Annotated in this window: 11 protein-coding genes and 1 pseudogene; 6 read left to right on the top strand and 6 right to left on the bottom strand. The window is 56.6% G+C overall.

Features of this window, described 5'->3' with window-relative positions; all coding sequences use genetic code 11:
* The 4 genes from ACSQ22_RS25650 to ACSQ22_RS25635 form a co-directional block, all read right to left on the bottom strand.
* On the bottom strand, positions 1-488 hold a 488-nt coding region (locus ACSQ22_RS25650; RefSeq protein WP_436131907.1), incomplete at its 3' end, for a hypothetical protein.
* A gap of 79 nt (positions 489-567) precedes the next feature.
* Positions 568-1,947 (bottom strand): MBL fold metallo-hydrolase, encoded by a 1,380-nt coding sequence (locus ACSQ22_RS25645; protein ID WP_436131906.1) that lies wholly within the window; start codon positions 1,945-1,947, stop codon positions 568-570.
* Positions 1,944-3,812 carry a hypothetical protein gene (locus ACSQ22_RS25640; protein WP_436131905.1) on the bottom strand — a complete coding sequence of 623 codons (1,869 nt, stop codon included), beginning with the start codon at positions 3,810-3,812 and terminating at the stop codon, positions 1,944-1,946. The genes ACSQ22_RS25645 and ACSQ22_RS25640 overlap by 4 nt, the downstream gene beginning before the upstream one ends.
* A 61-nt stretch (positions 3,813-3,873) precedes the next feature.
* Positions 3,874-4,905 carry a patatin-like phospholipase family protein gene (locus tag ACSQ22_RS25635; RefSeq protein WP_436131904.1) on the bottom strand — a complete coding sequence of 344 codons (1,032 nt, stop codon included), beginning with the start codon at positions 4,903-4,905 and terminating at the stop codon, positions 3,874-3,876.
* Positions 4,906-5,843: 938 nt separating this feature from the next.
* On the opposite strand from ACSQ22_RS25635, the gene ACSQ22_RS25630 reads away from it, so the two are divergent.
* The 4 genes and pseudogenes from ACSQ22_RS25630 to ACSQ22_RS25615 all read left to right on the top strand — a co-directional run.
* The gene (locus ACSQ22_RS25630; protein ID WP_436131903.1) at positions 5,844-7,052 is read left to right on the top strand and encodes a hypothetical protein; all 1,209 of its coding nucleotides are present in this window, start codon (positions 5,844-5,846) and stop codon (positions 7,050-7,052) included.
* A 34-nt stretch (positions 7,053-7,086) separates the two neighbouring features.
* Positions 7,087-9,306, top strand: coding sequence for an AAA family ATPase (locus tag ACSQ22_RS25625; RefSeq protein ID WP_436131902.1), 2,220 nt, complete (start codon positions 7,087-7,089; stop codon positions 9,304-9,306).
* Positions 9,293-10,207, top strand: a complete 915-nt coding sequence (locus ACSQ22_RS25620) for a hypothetical protein (protein WP_436131901.1) — start codon at positions 9,293-9,295, stop codon at positions 10,205-10,207. Before ACSQ22_RS25625 ends, ACSQ22_RS25620 begins: the two co-directional genes overlap by 14 nt.
* A gap of 301 nt (positions 10,208-10,508) precedes the next feature.
* Positions 10,509-10,868, top strand: a pseudogene (locus ACSQ22_RS25615) (transposase); the annotation flags it as partial.
* Positions 10,869-10,951: 83 nt separating this feature from the next.
* On the opposite strand, the gene ACSQ22_RS25610 reads toward ACSQ22_RS25615, so the two are convergent.
* Positions 10,952-11,224: a hypothetical protein gene (locus ACSQ22_RS25610; protein WP_436131900.1), complete on the bottom strand. Its 273-nt coding sequence runs from the start codon at positions 11,222-11,224 to the stop codon at positions 10,952-10,954.
* Between the two features lie 139 nt (positions 11,225-11,363).
* Between ACSQ22_RS25610 and ACSQ22_RS25605 the strand changes: the two genes are divergently transcribed.
* Positions 11,364-12,353, top strand: coding sequence for a hypothetical protein (locus tag ACSQ22_RS25605; protein ID WP_436131899.1), 990 nt, complete (start codon positions 11,364-11,366; stop codon positions 12,351-12,353).
* Between the two features lie 496 nt (positions 12,354-12,849).
* Here the strand turns inward: ACSQ22_RS25605 and ACSQ22_RS25600 are convergent, their stop codons facing one another.
* The gene (locus ACSQ22_RS25600) at positions 12,850-13,317 is read right to left on the bottom strand and encodes a DUF1348 family protein (protein ID WP_228896120.1); all 468 of its coding nucleotides are present in this window, start codon (positions 13,315-13,317) and stop codon (positions 12,850-12,852) included.
* An 85-nt stretch (positions 13,318-13,402) separates the two neighbouring features.
* Here ACSQ22_RS25600 and ACSQ22_RS25595 point away from each other — a divergent pair, with 85 nt between their 5' ends.
* Positions 13,403-13,972, top strand: a complete 570-nt coding sequence (locus tag ACSQ22_RS25595; protein WP_228896119.1) for a TetR/AcrR family transcriptional regulator — start codon at positions 13,403-13,405, stop codon at positions 13,970-13,972.
* Positions 13,973-13,980 lie beyond the last annotated feature (8 nt).

The following is a 13,980-nucleotide window of genomic DNA, read 5'->3' as shown; positions in this document are numbered from 1 at the left end:
TGGCGACCAGGCAGCGCATTCTGTGCGACATAGCGCTGAAAAGCCACGTCTTGTAAGTACGGCAGGAACTCCGACTTCAATTGACCCTTGGCTCCTGTGAAGTCACCATCCTTTTTCGCGCTGTAGGACTTCGCTTTTACTTCGATGATCTCTATGCGCGTTCCAATTTTTCGCAAGACGTCAACGCGCACAAACATACTTCCAAATGCGATCGCGGCTTCAAAGATGGTGACCTCGTCCTGCTGCAGGAGCTCAGCAGTCTTAGCCAGAGCAACGTCGTGGTCGAGGTCGTCAACACGGATGCCACCAGGATGGACTAGACACGCCAATTCGCCCACCTGGTAGCCGCCCTCGGCCAAAGCAGCCAGAAAGCTGTCATCAAGTGATCGATCAAGATAACCCTTCTTGCCCGTGTAGTAGAGCTTCCTGGGGCACTCGGCGGCCAGCTTGAAGCGAGACTTAGTGAGGTACCTGATAGATTGGTTCATAACAGATGGCAAGTGATCAAACACCGCGGTTGCTTCGTCCGGAAATCCCAGCTCTTGGGCTTATGCATTAGCTCTCTAGTCAGAAATCGATTCGGACGTGTGTGTACAACCCATCGATAGGAAGCTCTTGGGTGGAGTGAAAATGCGTATCGTGTTTCAGCTCATCCACCAGCGTTTTCCTTGGAACTTCTGTTCGCTTCTCTTCGCTGCCGTGCTTGCCTGCCATGGTCGATAGAACGGAGGTCATGCGGTCCTTTTTCGAGAAGTTCCCACGCTTGTTGAATCCCTTCCAAAGTGACTTGGGCGTAGCATTTAAGCTCCCGTGATGCCCGACCTTGTAGAGGTCAACATCTGCCAGCATTTCCGCAATCCCGGGTTGTTCAAGTGCATATGACCAGTTCTCGATCTGCGCATCACCAGGAAACAGCATCCGCTTTCCACCCACCTCGAAAAGCAAGATAAGACTCGTGTTGTTCATCGCCTTGTCCAGCATGGTGACAATGCCTAGAAGCTGATTGCCGCGAGCATTGGTGATGTGCTTCGCCGCCCAGCGTGCCTCTCGCGGTAGCTTGCCTTTTTTGGCGAAAACATAGCTCGCATCAAATGGCCCATGCGTATTGCCGTCGATTGAGTTTGCCGTGGACACTCCACGAGCATGGAAATGCCAAAACTCATCGTTGTCCGTGGCGCGCTGCTTCTTGATGGTCGCGCTTTGATCCACTGTGGGCGGTCCCAGCACGTGAGTCTTTACACCGGGTAGCAAATCCTTAAGAGGATCCTCCATGCCGTAGTAGGCATACGAGCTTTTTCCTGCCTTGCCCATGCTCGCCAGATTCTCAACAGCAGATAGGTTCTTGGTGTTATCCCGCCCAAGAAAATCAAGCCGTTCAGCCAGGCCTCGCGGTAGTCCTCCTGGCTTCTCGGCGGCCAACTTGACGACCTGCTCCGCCACGTTATTCATGGCCTGAAGCGCGCTAAACGCCCGAGTGCTTCCAGAGGTGGCTTTCGCATTTTTTGTGCGTGGCCCCGTAGCGTCCGTTGCCAATGTCAAATCTTCAGTCCAAGGCTGCAACACAAGGCGCGGCTGAAGTGCACGAATGATGTCTCCGGAGCCATTACCGTTGGATTTCGTGGCGAACCCGCTGATGTGGTCGGCATGTCGGTGCGTGGCAACAACAGCATCCAGTTGCGCTCCCCGACATTTCTCCCTGATATCTTCCGCAACTCTCTGCATTAGCTTTCCACTGTCCGCTTCTGGCGCTCCAGTGGTACCGAAGTCTATGAGCACATGCCGCTTGTCTGAGTCGCCATCCCCATACACGAACTGCAACAGAAAGCAGTCGCCAAAGCCTACTTGGTAGGCGAACAGATTGAGATGAGTCGGGCCCTTGGCGAACTTCGTCAAAGCATGAGCCTTTACCCCCGCGCCGGTCTTCGCACGCGCCTTGTTCGTACTCATGCCGAGCCTCCTAAATGGCCTTTGATCGGACGCGATACAGGTTGTGCGCTTTTGGCTCGCAGACTGGACGTAGTTCTCTGCCGTTTGCCTGTGTCATCACAAGAAGCGCAGTGCGCTCGCATTCGATGTAGATTGGCAAAGGCACTGCCTATCTCGGGATCCTCCGTGGGTTCGCCGACCAGGTACTCAAGCCGTTTGCGCTGCCATTGACCATCGTTCATTTGCCTGGCGATGTGATACTTCAACTGGCCATACTGGTCAAACACAAGTGTGCCTGCGCCATAGACGGTCAGTGCCGTATTGGAGTTCACGCCAGGTGGTCGCGGATCCACATTGCAAACTACCTTGAGCTCCGCCCCGAATATGTTGGCACGGCTGACGTATTCGCAGATGGTCTCGCGCAACAGGAAGCCTTCAGGCCCAATGCGTAGGCTGGGGCGTACAGAGACTACTTGGGTGTAGGACCGCTCGTCGACTCCCAGTGCATCTCGGTTTTCCCAGATGAATCGGAATACTTCTTCCGGGTCGCGAAGCATGGACTCAAAGTTCGTCCTTCGGTACTGGATAGAGGCGTGTTGCGAGAAGCCAAGCCAACAGCCACTCGCGTCCGTTCTGCTCGTAGGAGGCTCTATTCCGAAGGACCCAAATACCTCTAAGACTGTGTCGCGATAGTGGTATCGCTTGTCATCGGGGGCAATCTCAGCATCTGCTGTGAGCAGTGCTGCAAGGTAGTCCCCGAATTCCAAGTCCAAAGGAGGACAATAGTCGAGGGCTCGAATGGACATGGTGAGAAGGTGGTCTGCCACCTTGGCCCCCTCGGCCGCAACCTCCACGAGGTTGTAGTAACCATCATCAAAGGTCCCAAGCTCCTCAATGCGACGCAGCCAGATCTGAAGGAACGTACGCATCAGGGCGGCAGCGAGGATTTCCCCTCGGGTGTGCGGCTCTCGAAAGTCTGGAGAGTCGAGCAAGTCGCGTGAGGGCTTGATTCGAACTGATCGGCGCAAAGCATTCGCTCGCATACCCCCCAGCGCTCGCCCAAACTCCTCCGCAAGTCCCATGAGGGCGCTGTCGGTCAACGCGCTGGCAGTGAGCGCCCTTCGATGAATCAGAGATTTGCCCTTGCTCTTGGTGGCGACGCGTTTGGTTCCATCATTGAACTGGGTCAAAGCAAGTTCAACGATTTCCTTGAGCGAGAAGATCGACAGCAGCGCGACAACATCCGAGAAACCTTCATGAAATGCAGCCTGATCAGGTCCGGAGAAGTTCATGAAGCCAGCGCGGAGTCCGTCTAGCAAAGCGTGCGTAGTCTCGTGCACGACGATGTCATGCGAGAGGCTCGTAAAGATAAAAGGCCTCGCAGGCTCCTGATCGGCCCTGAAGTAGCCGAACATCAACGCGCGGTCTTCACGGGAGTAGAACGCGTTGGCATCTACAAATGCGTGCGGGGCAACATGGAGTTGGTGACCGTCGAAACCCCAATGCACCCGCCGTCCCAGCGCGTACTCAAAACGCGCCAGCGTTCGCATCACCAACGCATAGACGTTCTGCCCGTGAAACGCCGGATTGGCTAGCAATTGGTCTTCCGCCTTTTTGCGGAGCTTGTTCCCAGGAGGTGGAAGCTCGGCCGCAAAAATGTCCTCTAGCCTGCCTTCCGCATCCTCTTGGTATGCGTGGGCCTTGTACAGAACACCGGCCTCAGCATCAAAGTCAACGACCTTGACCCGGTATCCCGTGGGCCCGAGGGCAAGCCGTTCTGCTGGGACATCTACAGTCGCAAATACCCGCTCTCCTGAGGGCCCCCTCACTCCCGGATCTTGGGCCAACACTAAGAATGACTGCTTGCCTGGCTTGATCATCGTCACGGCTGGGCTCCTCTAGAATGCGCGACCTCATGAGGTCGCAATTCGACCTGGAAAGGTCGGATCAAACCGCCGCGAGGAGCTCGGGTGCGTATGAACGAAGGCGCGCTGCAACGAGTGCCCCTCCGTGGCGTTGGAGAACAGTCATTTCATCGCCGTTCAACCGCTTCAGGTTGGTGCTGATCGAGGACGCAAAGGTGGCATCTCCCGGGTTGGCTTGCCCCTCGACGCTATCTATAGAAAACCACAGTGGCTTTGGCCCCTTACCCGCCAAGTGCCGATGCTGCATGCGATCGAACTGCAGCCCTCTCACTTGCTCCATCAGAATGTCCAGAGCAGCTTTGAGGACCATGGCTCCGGCCTCTGTTGGCTCTGAGGTATTGGTGAACGGCTTTCCGCCGTCACTGGTGATCAAATAGTCGAGCTTATTTCGGTCGACACGCAGACCAGGATTGATGCCTAGGTTGTCGTAGACACCACCATCCGTGAGCGTCACATAACCAACTTGCTCTGCCGGAGGGTAGACGTCCGGATCCAACCGCAGAGGGCCGAAAACAGGTGGGAATGCTGAAGACGCCGCAACAGCATTGCTGATCTTGAAGGTTCCCGCATCGGCAACGCCAAGCTCATGCTCGCCCATCTCCGCTTTCGAAGCGCTCCCTCCACCTGCGACGAAGAAGAACATGTTCCCCGTAGCAATGTTCGTCGCGTTCAAGTAGATCCGAGGGCCATGTTGCAGAGTGGACAACGACTTCTCACCGAAGAGATCTTTGTCGTAGCTCTCCGCCAACTTGTCCAAGCGGGACTCAAACGGATCCAGGAGGCCCCCGATCACGGACCCCACCGCAATTGACTTTGTTCTGAGGTACTCGTCGAGCTTGTGGAGTGCTGTATCAACACCACTTGACCAATTCGCAGCAAGCGTTGCCCCCGCAATACTTCCGCCACTGACACATGTCAAAAGATCAATGCATTGGAGAAGCCGCAGTTCGTGAAGCTTACGCAACATGCCCAGATGAAAGGCTGCAGCTCTGAATCCCCCGCCAGACAAAGCAAGGCCAATGCGGCAATCTTTACCGCCGATCGTCACTGTCATAGTCCCTCCATTTCGACTGCATGAACATATGAAGAAACGTTACAGCAGCGGGAGGGGAGTGCGCAAGAAATTTGTTACCTGAACAAGCTTGCCTCCTCCTTGGATGAAAAGAATGCTTGGGGTAAACGACGCTTGTTTCGCGGAGCCTACCACCTGGGATCTATTGCAGCGGCTGCAGTCCTTCATGAATTGCGCATGGAAGGCTGCTCTCGGAACCGCAACCGATCGTCGGCAACGTCTCTTGGACCTTGCCACGCGCACGAAACCGCACAAGTCACACACACGAGGCAGCTCAAGCGTTGCGCCTGACGCAGCCCTCAACCTGTAGCCGGGACCAGAGCAACTCTACGCGTCGGCATGGCTGGGCTCGGCCGCGTAGTCCCGATTCAGTCGGACGCTGAAGTGCGCGCGAGGAATCCTATCGTGGGCAAAGCAACGGTCCGAGCTTTGTCCAGAGCAGGCGGCCAGCGACAGGCCAGTTCCACTTCTTCTCTTGAGTTCGGACGTATCGCACTCACTGACGTTGCCCCAGGCACGACAGGCGGCAATGACGGCCTACACACCGCCCAGCATCTTCTCCAGCCCAGTGGAGAACTCGCTTTCCAGGCGGATGCGGTCGTCAAAAGGAACATCAGGTGCATCTTCGAGCGCCACAAAGAAGGGCTTGGTCATTCTCAGCTCCAGCTGAACTGCTGTAAAAGTATCCAGCGATCGGCAGGCTATGAACAGGCTTAACTTGCCGGAGCTGCGGCGTACCTGCCATGGCATGACCACCTTCAAATACGCGTGGCGCACTAGGCACATACGCGAAACTGGGGATGACGCTGCCATAGACGCGTGATAACGTGCAGGCTGGCAATTCGTACCCCTGCGCAGACAGGTTGCTAAATTGCCCAAAGGGCGAAGAGACCCGCATTCATCAGTTCAGGAGAGGGAACATGAATCGACTACCTCAATTCGTGCTCGTTGCCGCCTGCCTGGCGCCGCCGTTCGCGGCAGCCCAAGCGGGCATCGCTACCTGGAACCTCGGTTGGCTCCTGGACAAGGCTGTGCACACCCGTTGGGTCCAGGCCTGTTCAGCCATCAACTGGAAAACCGAAGACGCGATCAAGGCTGACCAGCAGCTTGCCCCTGAGGCTCTCAAAGGCCTGCCGTATTGCGATGTCCATGACGGTATCGACTACCGCATCAAGCCCAAGTGCAAAGCGGCGATCGGTATGGCCTTGCAGAGCCGCCCCTCCAAGGCAGACAGCGCCGACGGCAAATGCCGTGTCTCCCCTGATCTGGCTGACTGGACCCAATACGAGCGCAAGCTTGCCGTGCTGCGCGAAACCTTCCAGGCCATGGACAAAGATGGCGTCACCTTGGTTGGGCTGCAGGAAGTCAGCAATGAAGCGGCGGTGAAGACCATCCTGCCGCCTGGCTGGGACGTTATCACCTCAGCCAGCCAAGCGGGCGCACCAGCCATCCCGCAACACGTCGGCGTGGCCTGGAAGATAGGATCACCGGCGCCCCAAAATGTTCAGCTGTTCAGCGAGCTTTCGAACATCGGATCAAGACCGCTGCGCCCGGGGCTTCAGTTCACCCGCGACGTGGCCGGCAAGCCGTCCGACTTCCTCGTGGTGCACATGAAGGCCGGCTGTCGCTCAGTCCCGATCAACAACCCCTCCAAGGACAGTGAGAAGGAAGCCTGCCCGGTCTTGGCCGAACAGGTCGTCGTGCTGGAACGCTGGATAGATGACCGCGTCGGCAAGGACTTTGTGGTTCTGGGAGACTTCAACCGAACCTTGCTGCGCGAGATGGAGCAGTACCCCAGGGCAGATCCCAAGCGCTTCGGCGCCAACATGCCCGATCAGGTCGTGGCGATGGCGACCGAGTGGAACGACGACACACCCAAGGGCAGCCTTATCCAAGTTGTACCGCACAAAAAGAACGCCGAAGGCAAGCTAATTGCTGGGGATTACTTCTGCTCGCAGACCACCGGCATTGACCACGTGATCCTGAGCGCAACGCTGGCGCAGCGGGTGAGGGGTAGCAAGACGCTGGAGATGCTGCCGGTAAGCTATCGACTTGAAGGGAATAGTTTACCGACTGACAAAGACACGGTACCGCCTTCAGACCACTGTGCACGGTTCGTACGACTTTGAAATTCACTACGCTAAGCCGTTGGATTGGTGACAGATGAGGAAGATCAACAGGCGCTTAGTAAGCGTTCCCCAATCGCTTCGCGCTCCAGCGCTGCGGAGCGAAAAGCGAGCGCTTGAGGACTACTATAGTTTGCCGTCCCGGGAACGGACAAGTCGGCGTGCGCCATTCGATGAGACGGTGCTGCTCCGAGAAGGCGTCGTTGACGCGCTCAACCAGGTGTTCAGGAGGCGCTGTGCATTCTGCGAGGACGAAGTCCTATCCACCGAAGACAACATCAGTCATTTCAGGCCGGCTCGAGGTATTGAAGTTCCGGCATCGTCGAATCGTGGTTCGGCCCGATTTAGCAGCGACCACTATGGTTGGTTCGCCTATGAATGGCGGAATTTGCTTGTCGTGTGCCCTGCATGCAGAAAGATTCAGGGAGCGAGATTCCCTGTGCGCGGCACCCTCGCCCCTGTGCTTTGCACATGGTCAGAAGCGAACGACATTGAGAATGTTGAGTTGCTTGATCCATGTGTTGACGACCCGCTGAAGCACCTCTCGCTTCTGGTGTCCGGGGAGCTCGTTCCGCTTACTTCGCAGGGGCAATGCACGGTGGATCTGCTGGAGCTGAACTCGAGGTTCAATCTCAAAGAGCAGCGTGCTAGCAGCGTTTCTGTCTTGAAAGACATGTTGCTGGAGCGGAATGACTTGAGTAGGCAAAGTTCGAAATCCCCGCTCGTCGAGTTGGAAGAGCGGCGGGCACGTCCAGGGGCTGCGATTCTGGCCGCGAGAGGCATCCTTGACCAACTTGAAGAGCAAGTGCCGCACTATGCACGGCAGGCTAGGGTGCGTTCTATCGACGAGATTTTCAAGGCTTTGGCTTTGGCGCCCAGGGAGCGCCTGCTTGCAGCGCTTCAGACCTACTCTGAGTCCAGGAGCACAACTCGTGTGCGTCCATATCGCGATGCGGCAGCTGCGCAGCTGTCGTTTGACAAACGAACTGGGGACAGTCGGATCCGGAAAATCGAAATTAAAGCTTTTAAGGGAATATCGGATCTGACTCTTGACTTTATGAGATCTGGAGAAAAGACCTTCTCATCCCCGTGTGTCGTGCTTCTGGGCGAGAACGCAGTAGGAAAAAGCAGCGTGCTTCAGGCGCTATGCCTGACGCTATCAGCGCCGTCAGAACGTAGAAGATTGAGACTCAGACTCCCAGATTTCATGAGCCATGGTAGCGAAGACTGGAAAATGGGACAGGTGGTTCCCGAGGTGAGAGTAGAGCTTGACGATGGGACGGTTGTGGAATTGACCGTTGATTCGTCGACACCCTCAAGCTTTAAAGGGGGCGGAACATCTGCTGTTACGCTGCTCGCATACGGAGCGCGCCGCTACTTTGAAAGTAACAAGCAGGCGAAGTCTGTGGAGAACAAGACGCTATTTGATCCGCTGGCGACGATTGCGGACGCGACACCTTGGTTGCAACAGTGTTCCGAACAGGAGTTTGACGCCGTGGCTCGAGCCATGTCAGACGTTCTTTCGCTCCAAGCCCAAGACCGCATCTTTCGGGCAATAGACGGCAGAGTAATGGTCCGAGCGCATGGCCGCAACACGCCGATCAGCCAGATGAGCGATGGCTATAAGTCGCTCTTCGCCATGACCGTGGACATCATGTGTCAGATGGTTCAGCGCTGGACAAGTCTCGAGGCGGCTCGAGGCGTCGTGCTTATAGATGAGATCGAGACCCACCTGCACCCTCGCTGGAAGCTGCAGGTAATGGGGGCCCTCAGGAAAGCCCTCCCGCAGGTTCAATTCATCGTTACGACACACGACCCACTGTGTCTTCGCGGCATGGGAAACAACGAAGTCATTGTTCTCAATCGGGATGCGGCTGGAGTCGTCGCGCAGCAACAGGGATTACCAAGCGTCGTTGGCTTAAGGGCAGAGCAGCTCTTGACATCGGATTACTTTGGCTTGGTCAGCACGACAGCCCCTGAGATGGACAGACTTCTTGACCAGTATGTAGAGGCCGTCCAGGACGCGGGCCAGCAGGTGTCGCCAGGTCGCGATCTAAAAGCCAAAATTGCTGCGGAAATTTCGTCCGTGACGACGCGTGGGGACACTGTTAGTCAGCAACTCGCAGCTGAGGCCGTTGCGCGATACCTTGCTGCCAGGCGTGCTCAGCCGCTCGCAGACAGTTCGGCAGTTCGCGAGGATGCGGTTCAAGCAATTCTGGCAATGTTGAATAAGAAAGATGGTGATGCGGTTCGTTGATAGAGCCAGCGTCCCAGTTCCGCAGTCCCTGGTTGCTCCGGCGGGAGCTACGGCGACTGAGCGGCAGTCTGCGATTGACTACTACGGAGCCAATCCTCCGCCTACGAAGGCCTTCGGGTTCGAACAGTACAAGCACCCCGATGTCGTCGAGGCACTTGAAAAACTCTTTGGCGGCAAGTGTGCTTACTGCGAGAGCCGATACGCAGCGATGCAGCCGATGGACGTCGAGCACTTCCGGCCAAAGGGTTGCGTAGCCGGAGAGAAGCACCCGGGGTATTGGTGGCTAGCTCTCGCGTGGGAGAACCTGCTGCCTAGTTGTACTGACTGCAACCGGTGTCGCAAGCAATTTATTGTCGATCTAGGCGAAAACGGCGACGTTGTCGTCTCAAATGAGAAAGAGAATTCAGGCAAAAAGGACGCCTTCCCCATCAGCGGCAAAGTGCGCGCCTGCAAGCCGAGCGACAGTCTGATGGCGGAAGGCGCGTTGCTCATCGACCCAACAGTACAGGACCCCGCACAGCATTTACAGTGGTTCATGGGCAACCTGTCAATGCCAGTGGTCGTGGCAAGAGAAGTGGATGGCGTAAAGGATCCAATGGCCGTGGCAAGCATTGAGGTTTATGGTCTCAATCGTCTGCGGCTAGTCCAAGAGCGCGGAACTGTGCTTGAGGATTTGGCGTCCGATTTTTCGGACTTGAGGAGCGATGTCGGATTGGCAGCCACCGCTCCACCGGGAGGACTGAGGGACGCGCTGTTGGCCCAGATCCATTTACGGATGCAGAAGCTTCGACAAAAGAGCGAGACAAGTCGGTGGTACTCAGCAGTGGCGATGGCATACGTTGAGACAGCCGAGGCGGCCTTGAAGGTCGAGTTGGAGGGGTTGATCAGCTCCGCGCCGTGATTGCGGTGCCGCAGGCATACGAATTTGATGATTAGAAGACTCAACGCGCGAATGCAAAGTGTCAGAGTGGCAGCTCTCGCAACCACTGATCCAGGAGGCCACCATGCAATCGACTTTGAATCGGCCCGTCATCGGTCTGAACTTGGCAAAGTCGGTGTTCCAACTCCACATCGTTTGCATAGAGTCGGGCGAGATCCAGCGACGCCAAATCAAAAGCGCCAAACTCACGGAATTCTTCGCCAAATGTAGTCGCAGCCTAGTGGCGATGGAAGCTTGCGGGTCATCGCATTACTGGGCCAGGACGATCCGGGCGCTGGTGGCTGCAGTCGGAGACTTCTGCACATTCAAATCCGCGCGGCAGTTCGCCTCATGGGTAGGGTTGGTGCCTCGTCACGCGAGCACTGGCGGGAAGACGCAGCAGTTGGGCATCTCCAAGCGCGGAGACACCTACTTGCGAACCTTGTTGGTCGCCGGCGCAAGGGCCGTGATTGCCCGATCCGGAAAATCTGACTGGATTGAACGGTTGCTGCAGCGGCGACATTACAACGTCGTGGTGGTGGCGTTGGCCAACAAGATGGCGCGCACTGTGTGGGCGGTTCTAGCCAGGGGTATGGCCTTCGATCGGACCCGTTGGAACCCGCTTGAGACTGCGACTGCCTGACCCGTCAGCGCGGCGCGGCGCGCCACTGACCTACAACACCGATTTGAAGGAGAACCTGCAAAAGCGTATTGATGGAATGACGGTCAACCCGGGTTGGGAAATTCCGATGAATCGCCAGTACCGTGAGTACATCCCGGAGATAGGAACCCCAGCCGCGAATAGCCATCATGGGCAGCAGCAACCACTGCACCAACAGCTCGGATGTGCGGCTGCAAACCCTTCAGACCATCACGAAGCAGATGCTTGTTCTCCTTGGGCGGACCATGTAGGCGATTCAGCTTGCCTGTGGCACTAACGCCATGTACAGCGAAGACGTTCTTTGCCAGATCGACTCCGATAGTGACAATGTCAGTCATGGACTACCCCTTCCAACAAACGAGTGAATTGATGAGAGATCGAACTTCCCATCGTGGCACCTGGATACCTTATCCCGCAACTGCGCAGTTCACTCGGGACGGGGAAGTCCCTTTCGTTCGTTAGGCACCTCAAACAACCATGCTCTCACCTCGCGCCATCCGACTTCTCTTGCGCCACTTCGACGCACTAGACGAAGCAATTGCCCGCCGCCTGACAAGGAAGCGCCCATGGCAGGAGGAAGCCTTGACGGGCTTGCTCTGCGACTTGCTCGACACCGAGACTCAAATCGAAGAGAACGTCAGCTACACGCTACGCCAACTGCACGAAGACCTTGCCGGGTCTGATGAACCCGTAGGCATCAGGTTGAAGATCGACTCGCACCAGTATCCAAAGCACCTCGAGCGTTGGGTTACACAGGCCGATTTCGGATTCATCATCACATATCAGGACCAGTTTGATCGGAGCCACTCCACGTCATCTGCATGGCTGATGCAAGCTAAGCGAGTATTTCCATCGCGAAGTGGGGCATACGAATCCGATTCGAAGTACGCATCATCGGACGCGGCCCAAGATGCCCGAATGAAGGCTCTGCGCGATTGGGCTAGCGAGGATTTCATTCGCTACTTCCTTTACTGCCCCAGGCCGAGGGATTTACAGCAGTCCGTGCGAGAAGCCTTGAACCAGGCGCGAACGAATGCCCTTTCCGGGGACATTTTCGACTACACGCTTGGCCTTGAACTTCGCGACGACATGCTCTCGGCTTCCCCAACGATTGCAGCAGGCCTCTTTGTTGCCGCACTGGACGGAACACCAACGACCCTTCTAGAAACGCACGCGTCTTTGTTTACACGTTCCACCCCATTCTCATGGTTCATTGTTCAACACATGGCCAATGGTCGACACAGCCTTCACCACAGGCGCCTGTGTCCAGAATCAATCCGAGCAGCAGGCTCTGGACCGAAGTCCCGTGAAATTGAGCGGCTCGTGCGCGGGGATCACCGGGTACTCGACGGAATAAACCTCCCAGATAGCCTTGGCCATGACAATCCCCCGAGAATTCTCCCTGCCCACACAATTGAGATTGCAGTTGTTTGTGGGCTCGACAGGCCGCGGATCGAACGTACCTAACCCCTTGTATGTCAGACCGTTGGCTCTAGGGAGGCCAAGTCACCAACCTAAAAAGTAGCAGTGGGTCGCGATCCGCCCGTCGCCCCGCGTAGCAGCGGTCGTTTGGCCGTTGCAGAGGCTTCGGCGACGGACGAGCGACCGGTCCATAGCTTGCGGCGGTCATCGGAAGTGCCAACTGGCGTGTGACCGGTCGGGGGGCAAGAGCCGTCGTTCAATGGCCGCGCTCGATTGGCTGCAACCAGCCTGAAGCCGCCGCGTTGGCGGTCTGTGGTGCAGCGATTGCCGCTGCTCATAGTCGAAACGCTTCCTAATGGTCACAGTTGCATACCTGCCATCCGAGCATCGACGCGGGGGATAGTCCAGTGACGGGTTTCAGGTGTGCAGCGGGTAACGACCATCAAGTGCAGGCAGATAGATAGGTCGCTGGATGTCTGCTGTAACGTTGTACGAGCAGACGACCCAAAGCGGATAGGCAGCTTTGGGTCGTCTGTGCGGGTTACAGCCCCAGTTCGGTGAGTCCGGGGTGGTCGTCGGGACGACGTCCAAGCGGCCAGTGGAATTTACGCTCCGACTCCTTGATGGGCATGTCGTTGATACAAGCGTAGCGACGGCGCATCAGGCCATCGGCCTCAAACTCCCAGTTTTCGTTTCCGTACGACCGGAACCAGTTGCCAGCGTCGTCATGCCACTCATAGGCGTAGCGAACTGCAATTCGATTCCCCTCATGTAGCCAGAGCTCCTTGATGAGTCGGTAGTCAAGTTCCTTCTTCCACTTTCTTTCAAGGAGAGCCTGGGCTTCGGCTCGGTTGTTGGCGAACTCGGCACGATTGCGCCACTTCGTATCCAGCGTATAGGCCAAGGCAACCTTGGCGGCGTCGCGTGTGTTCCAGCCGTCTTCCGCCAAGCGAACTTTCTGTACGGCGGTTTCGTGGGTGAACGGGGGCAGGGGTGGGCGTGATTCCATGATTGACCTCTATGCAAGTATGTAGAACGATCTGTCTACATACTGAATGCTATTCGATGTAGAACGATCTGTCTACAATATCTGCATGAACCCTGAAAAACCATCTTTTGCTGCGCTGCCTCCACGGGAGCGAATCTTGGTAGCCGCCCATGAGCTTTTTTACAGCGAAGGAATCAGGGCGACAGGTGTTGACCGAATCATTGATCGCTCGTCGGTCAGTAAGGTCACGTTCTATCGCCAGTACGCGAGCAAAGACGAGTTGATTCGGGCCTACCTGGATTACCGACACCAAGAGTGGATGTCGTGGTTCAAGAGCAGTCTGGCGCAAGAGTCCCGTGACGGCGCGAATGCGGTTGAGGCGCTACTCCGTACGCTGAGAGGCTGGTTTAGTCAGTCCCACTTTCGAGGCTGCGCGTTCCTGAATGCCGCGGCTGAGCTGGGTTCTGCCGATCCAGGCATCCTGGAAGTTGTGCGCCAGCACAAAAAGGAGATGGGATGCGTTTTGGATGAGTTGTTCGGCAGCCCTGCTGTCTCTGCAGGCCCGTCGCTGTCACTGGCCGTGGACGGCGCTATCGTCCATGTACAGATGGGCCAACCACTTGAGCAAGTGCTTGGGAGCCTCCAAGTCATCGTCGAAAGAATCGCTGCGAGCTAATGCCGCGT

This window comes from Acidovorax sp. LjRoot38 (genome assembly GCF_964252975.1).
Lineage (GTDB): Bacteria > Pseudomonadota > Gammaproteobacteria > Burkholderiales > Burkholderiaceae_C > Acidovorax > Acidovorax facilis.
The sequence above is the reverse complement of the archived record's forward strand: the minus strand, read 5'-3'. Positions and strand labels throughout refer to the sequence as shown.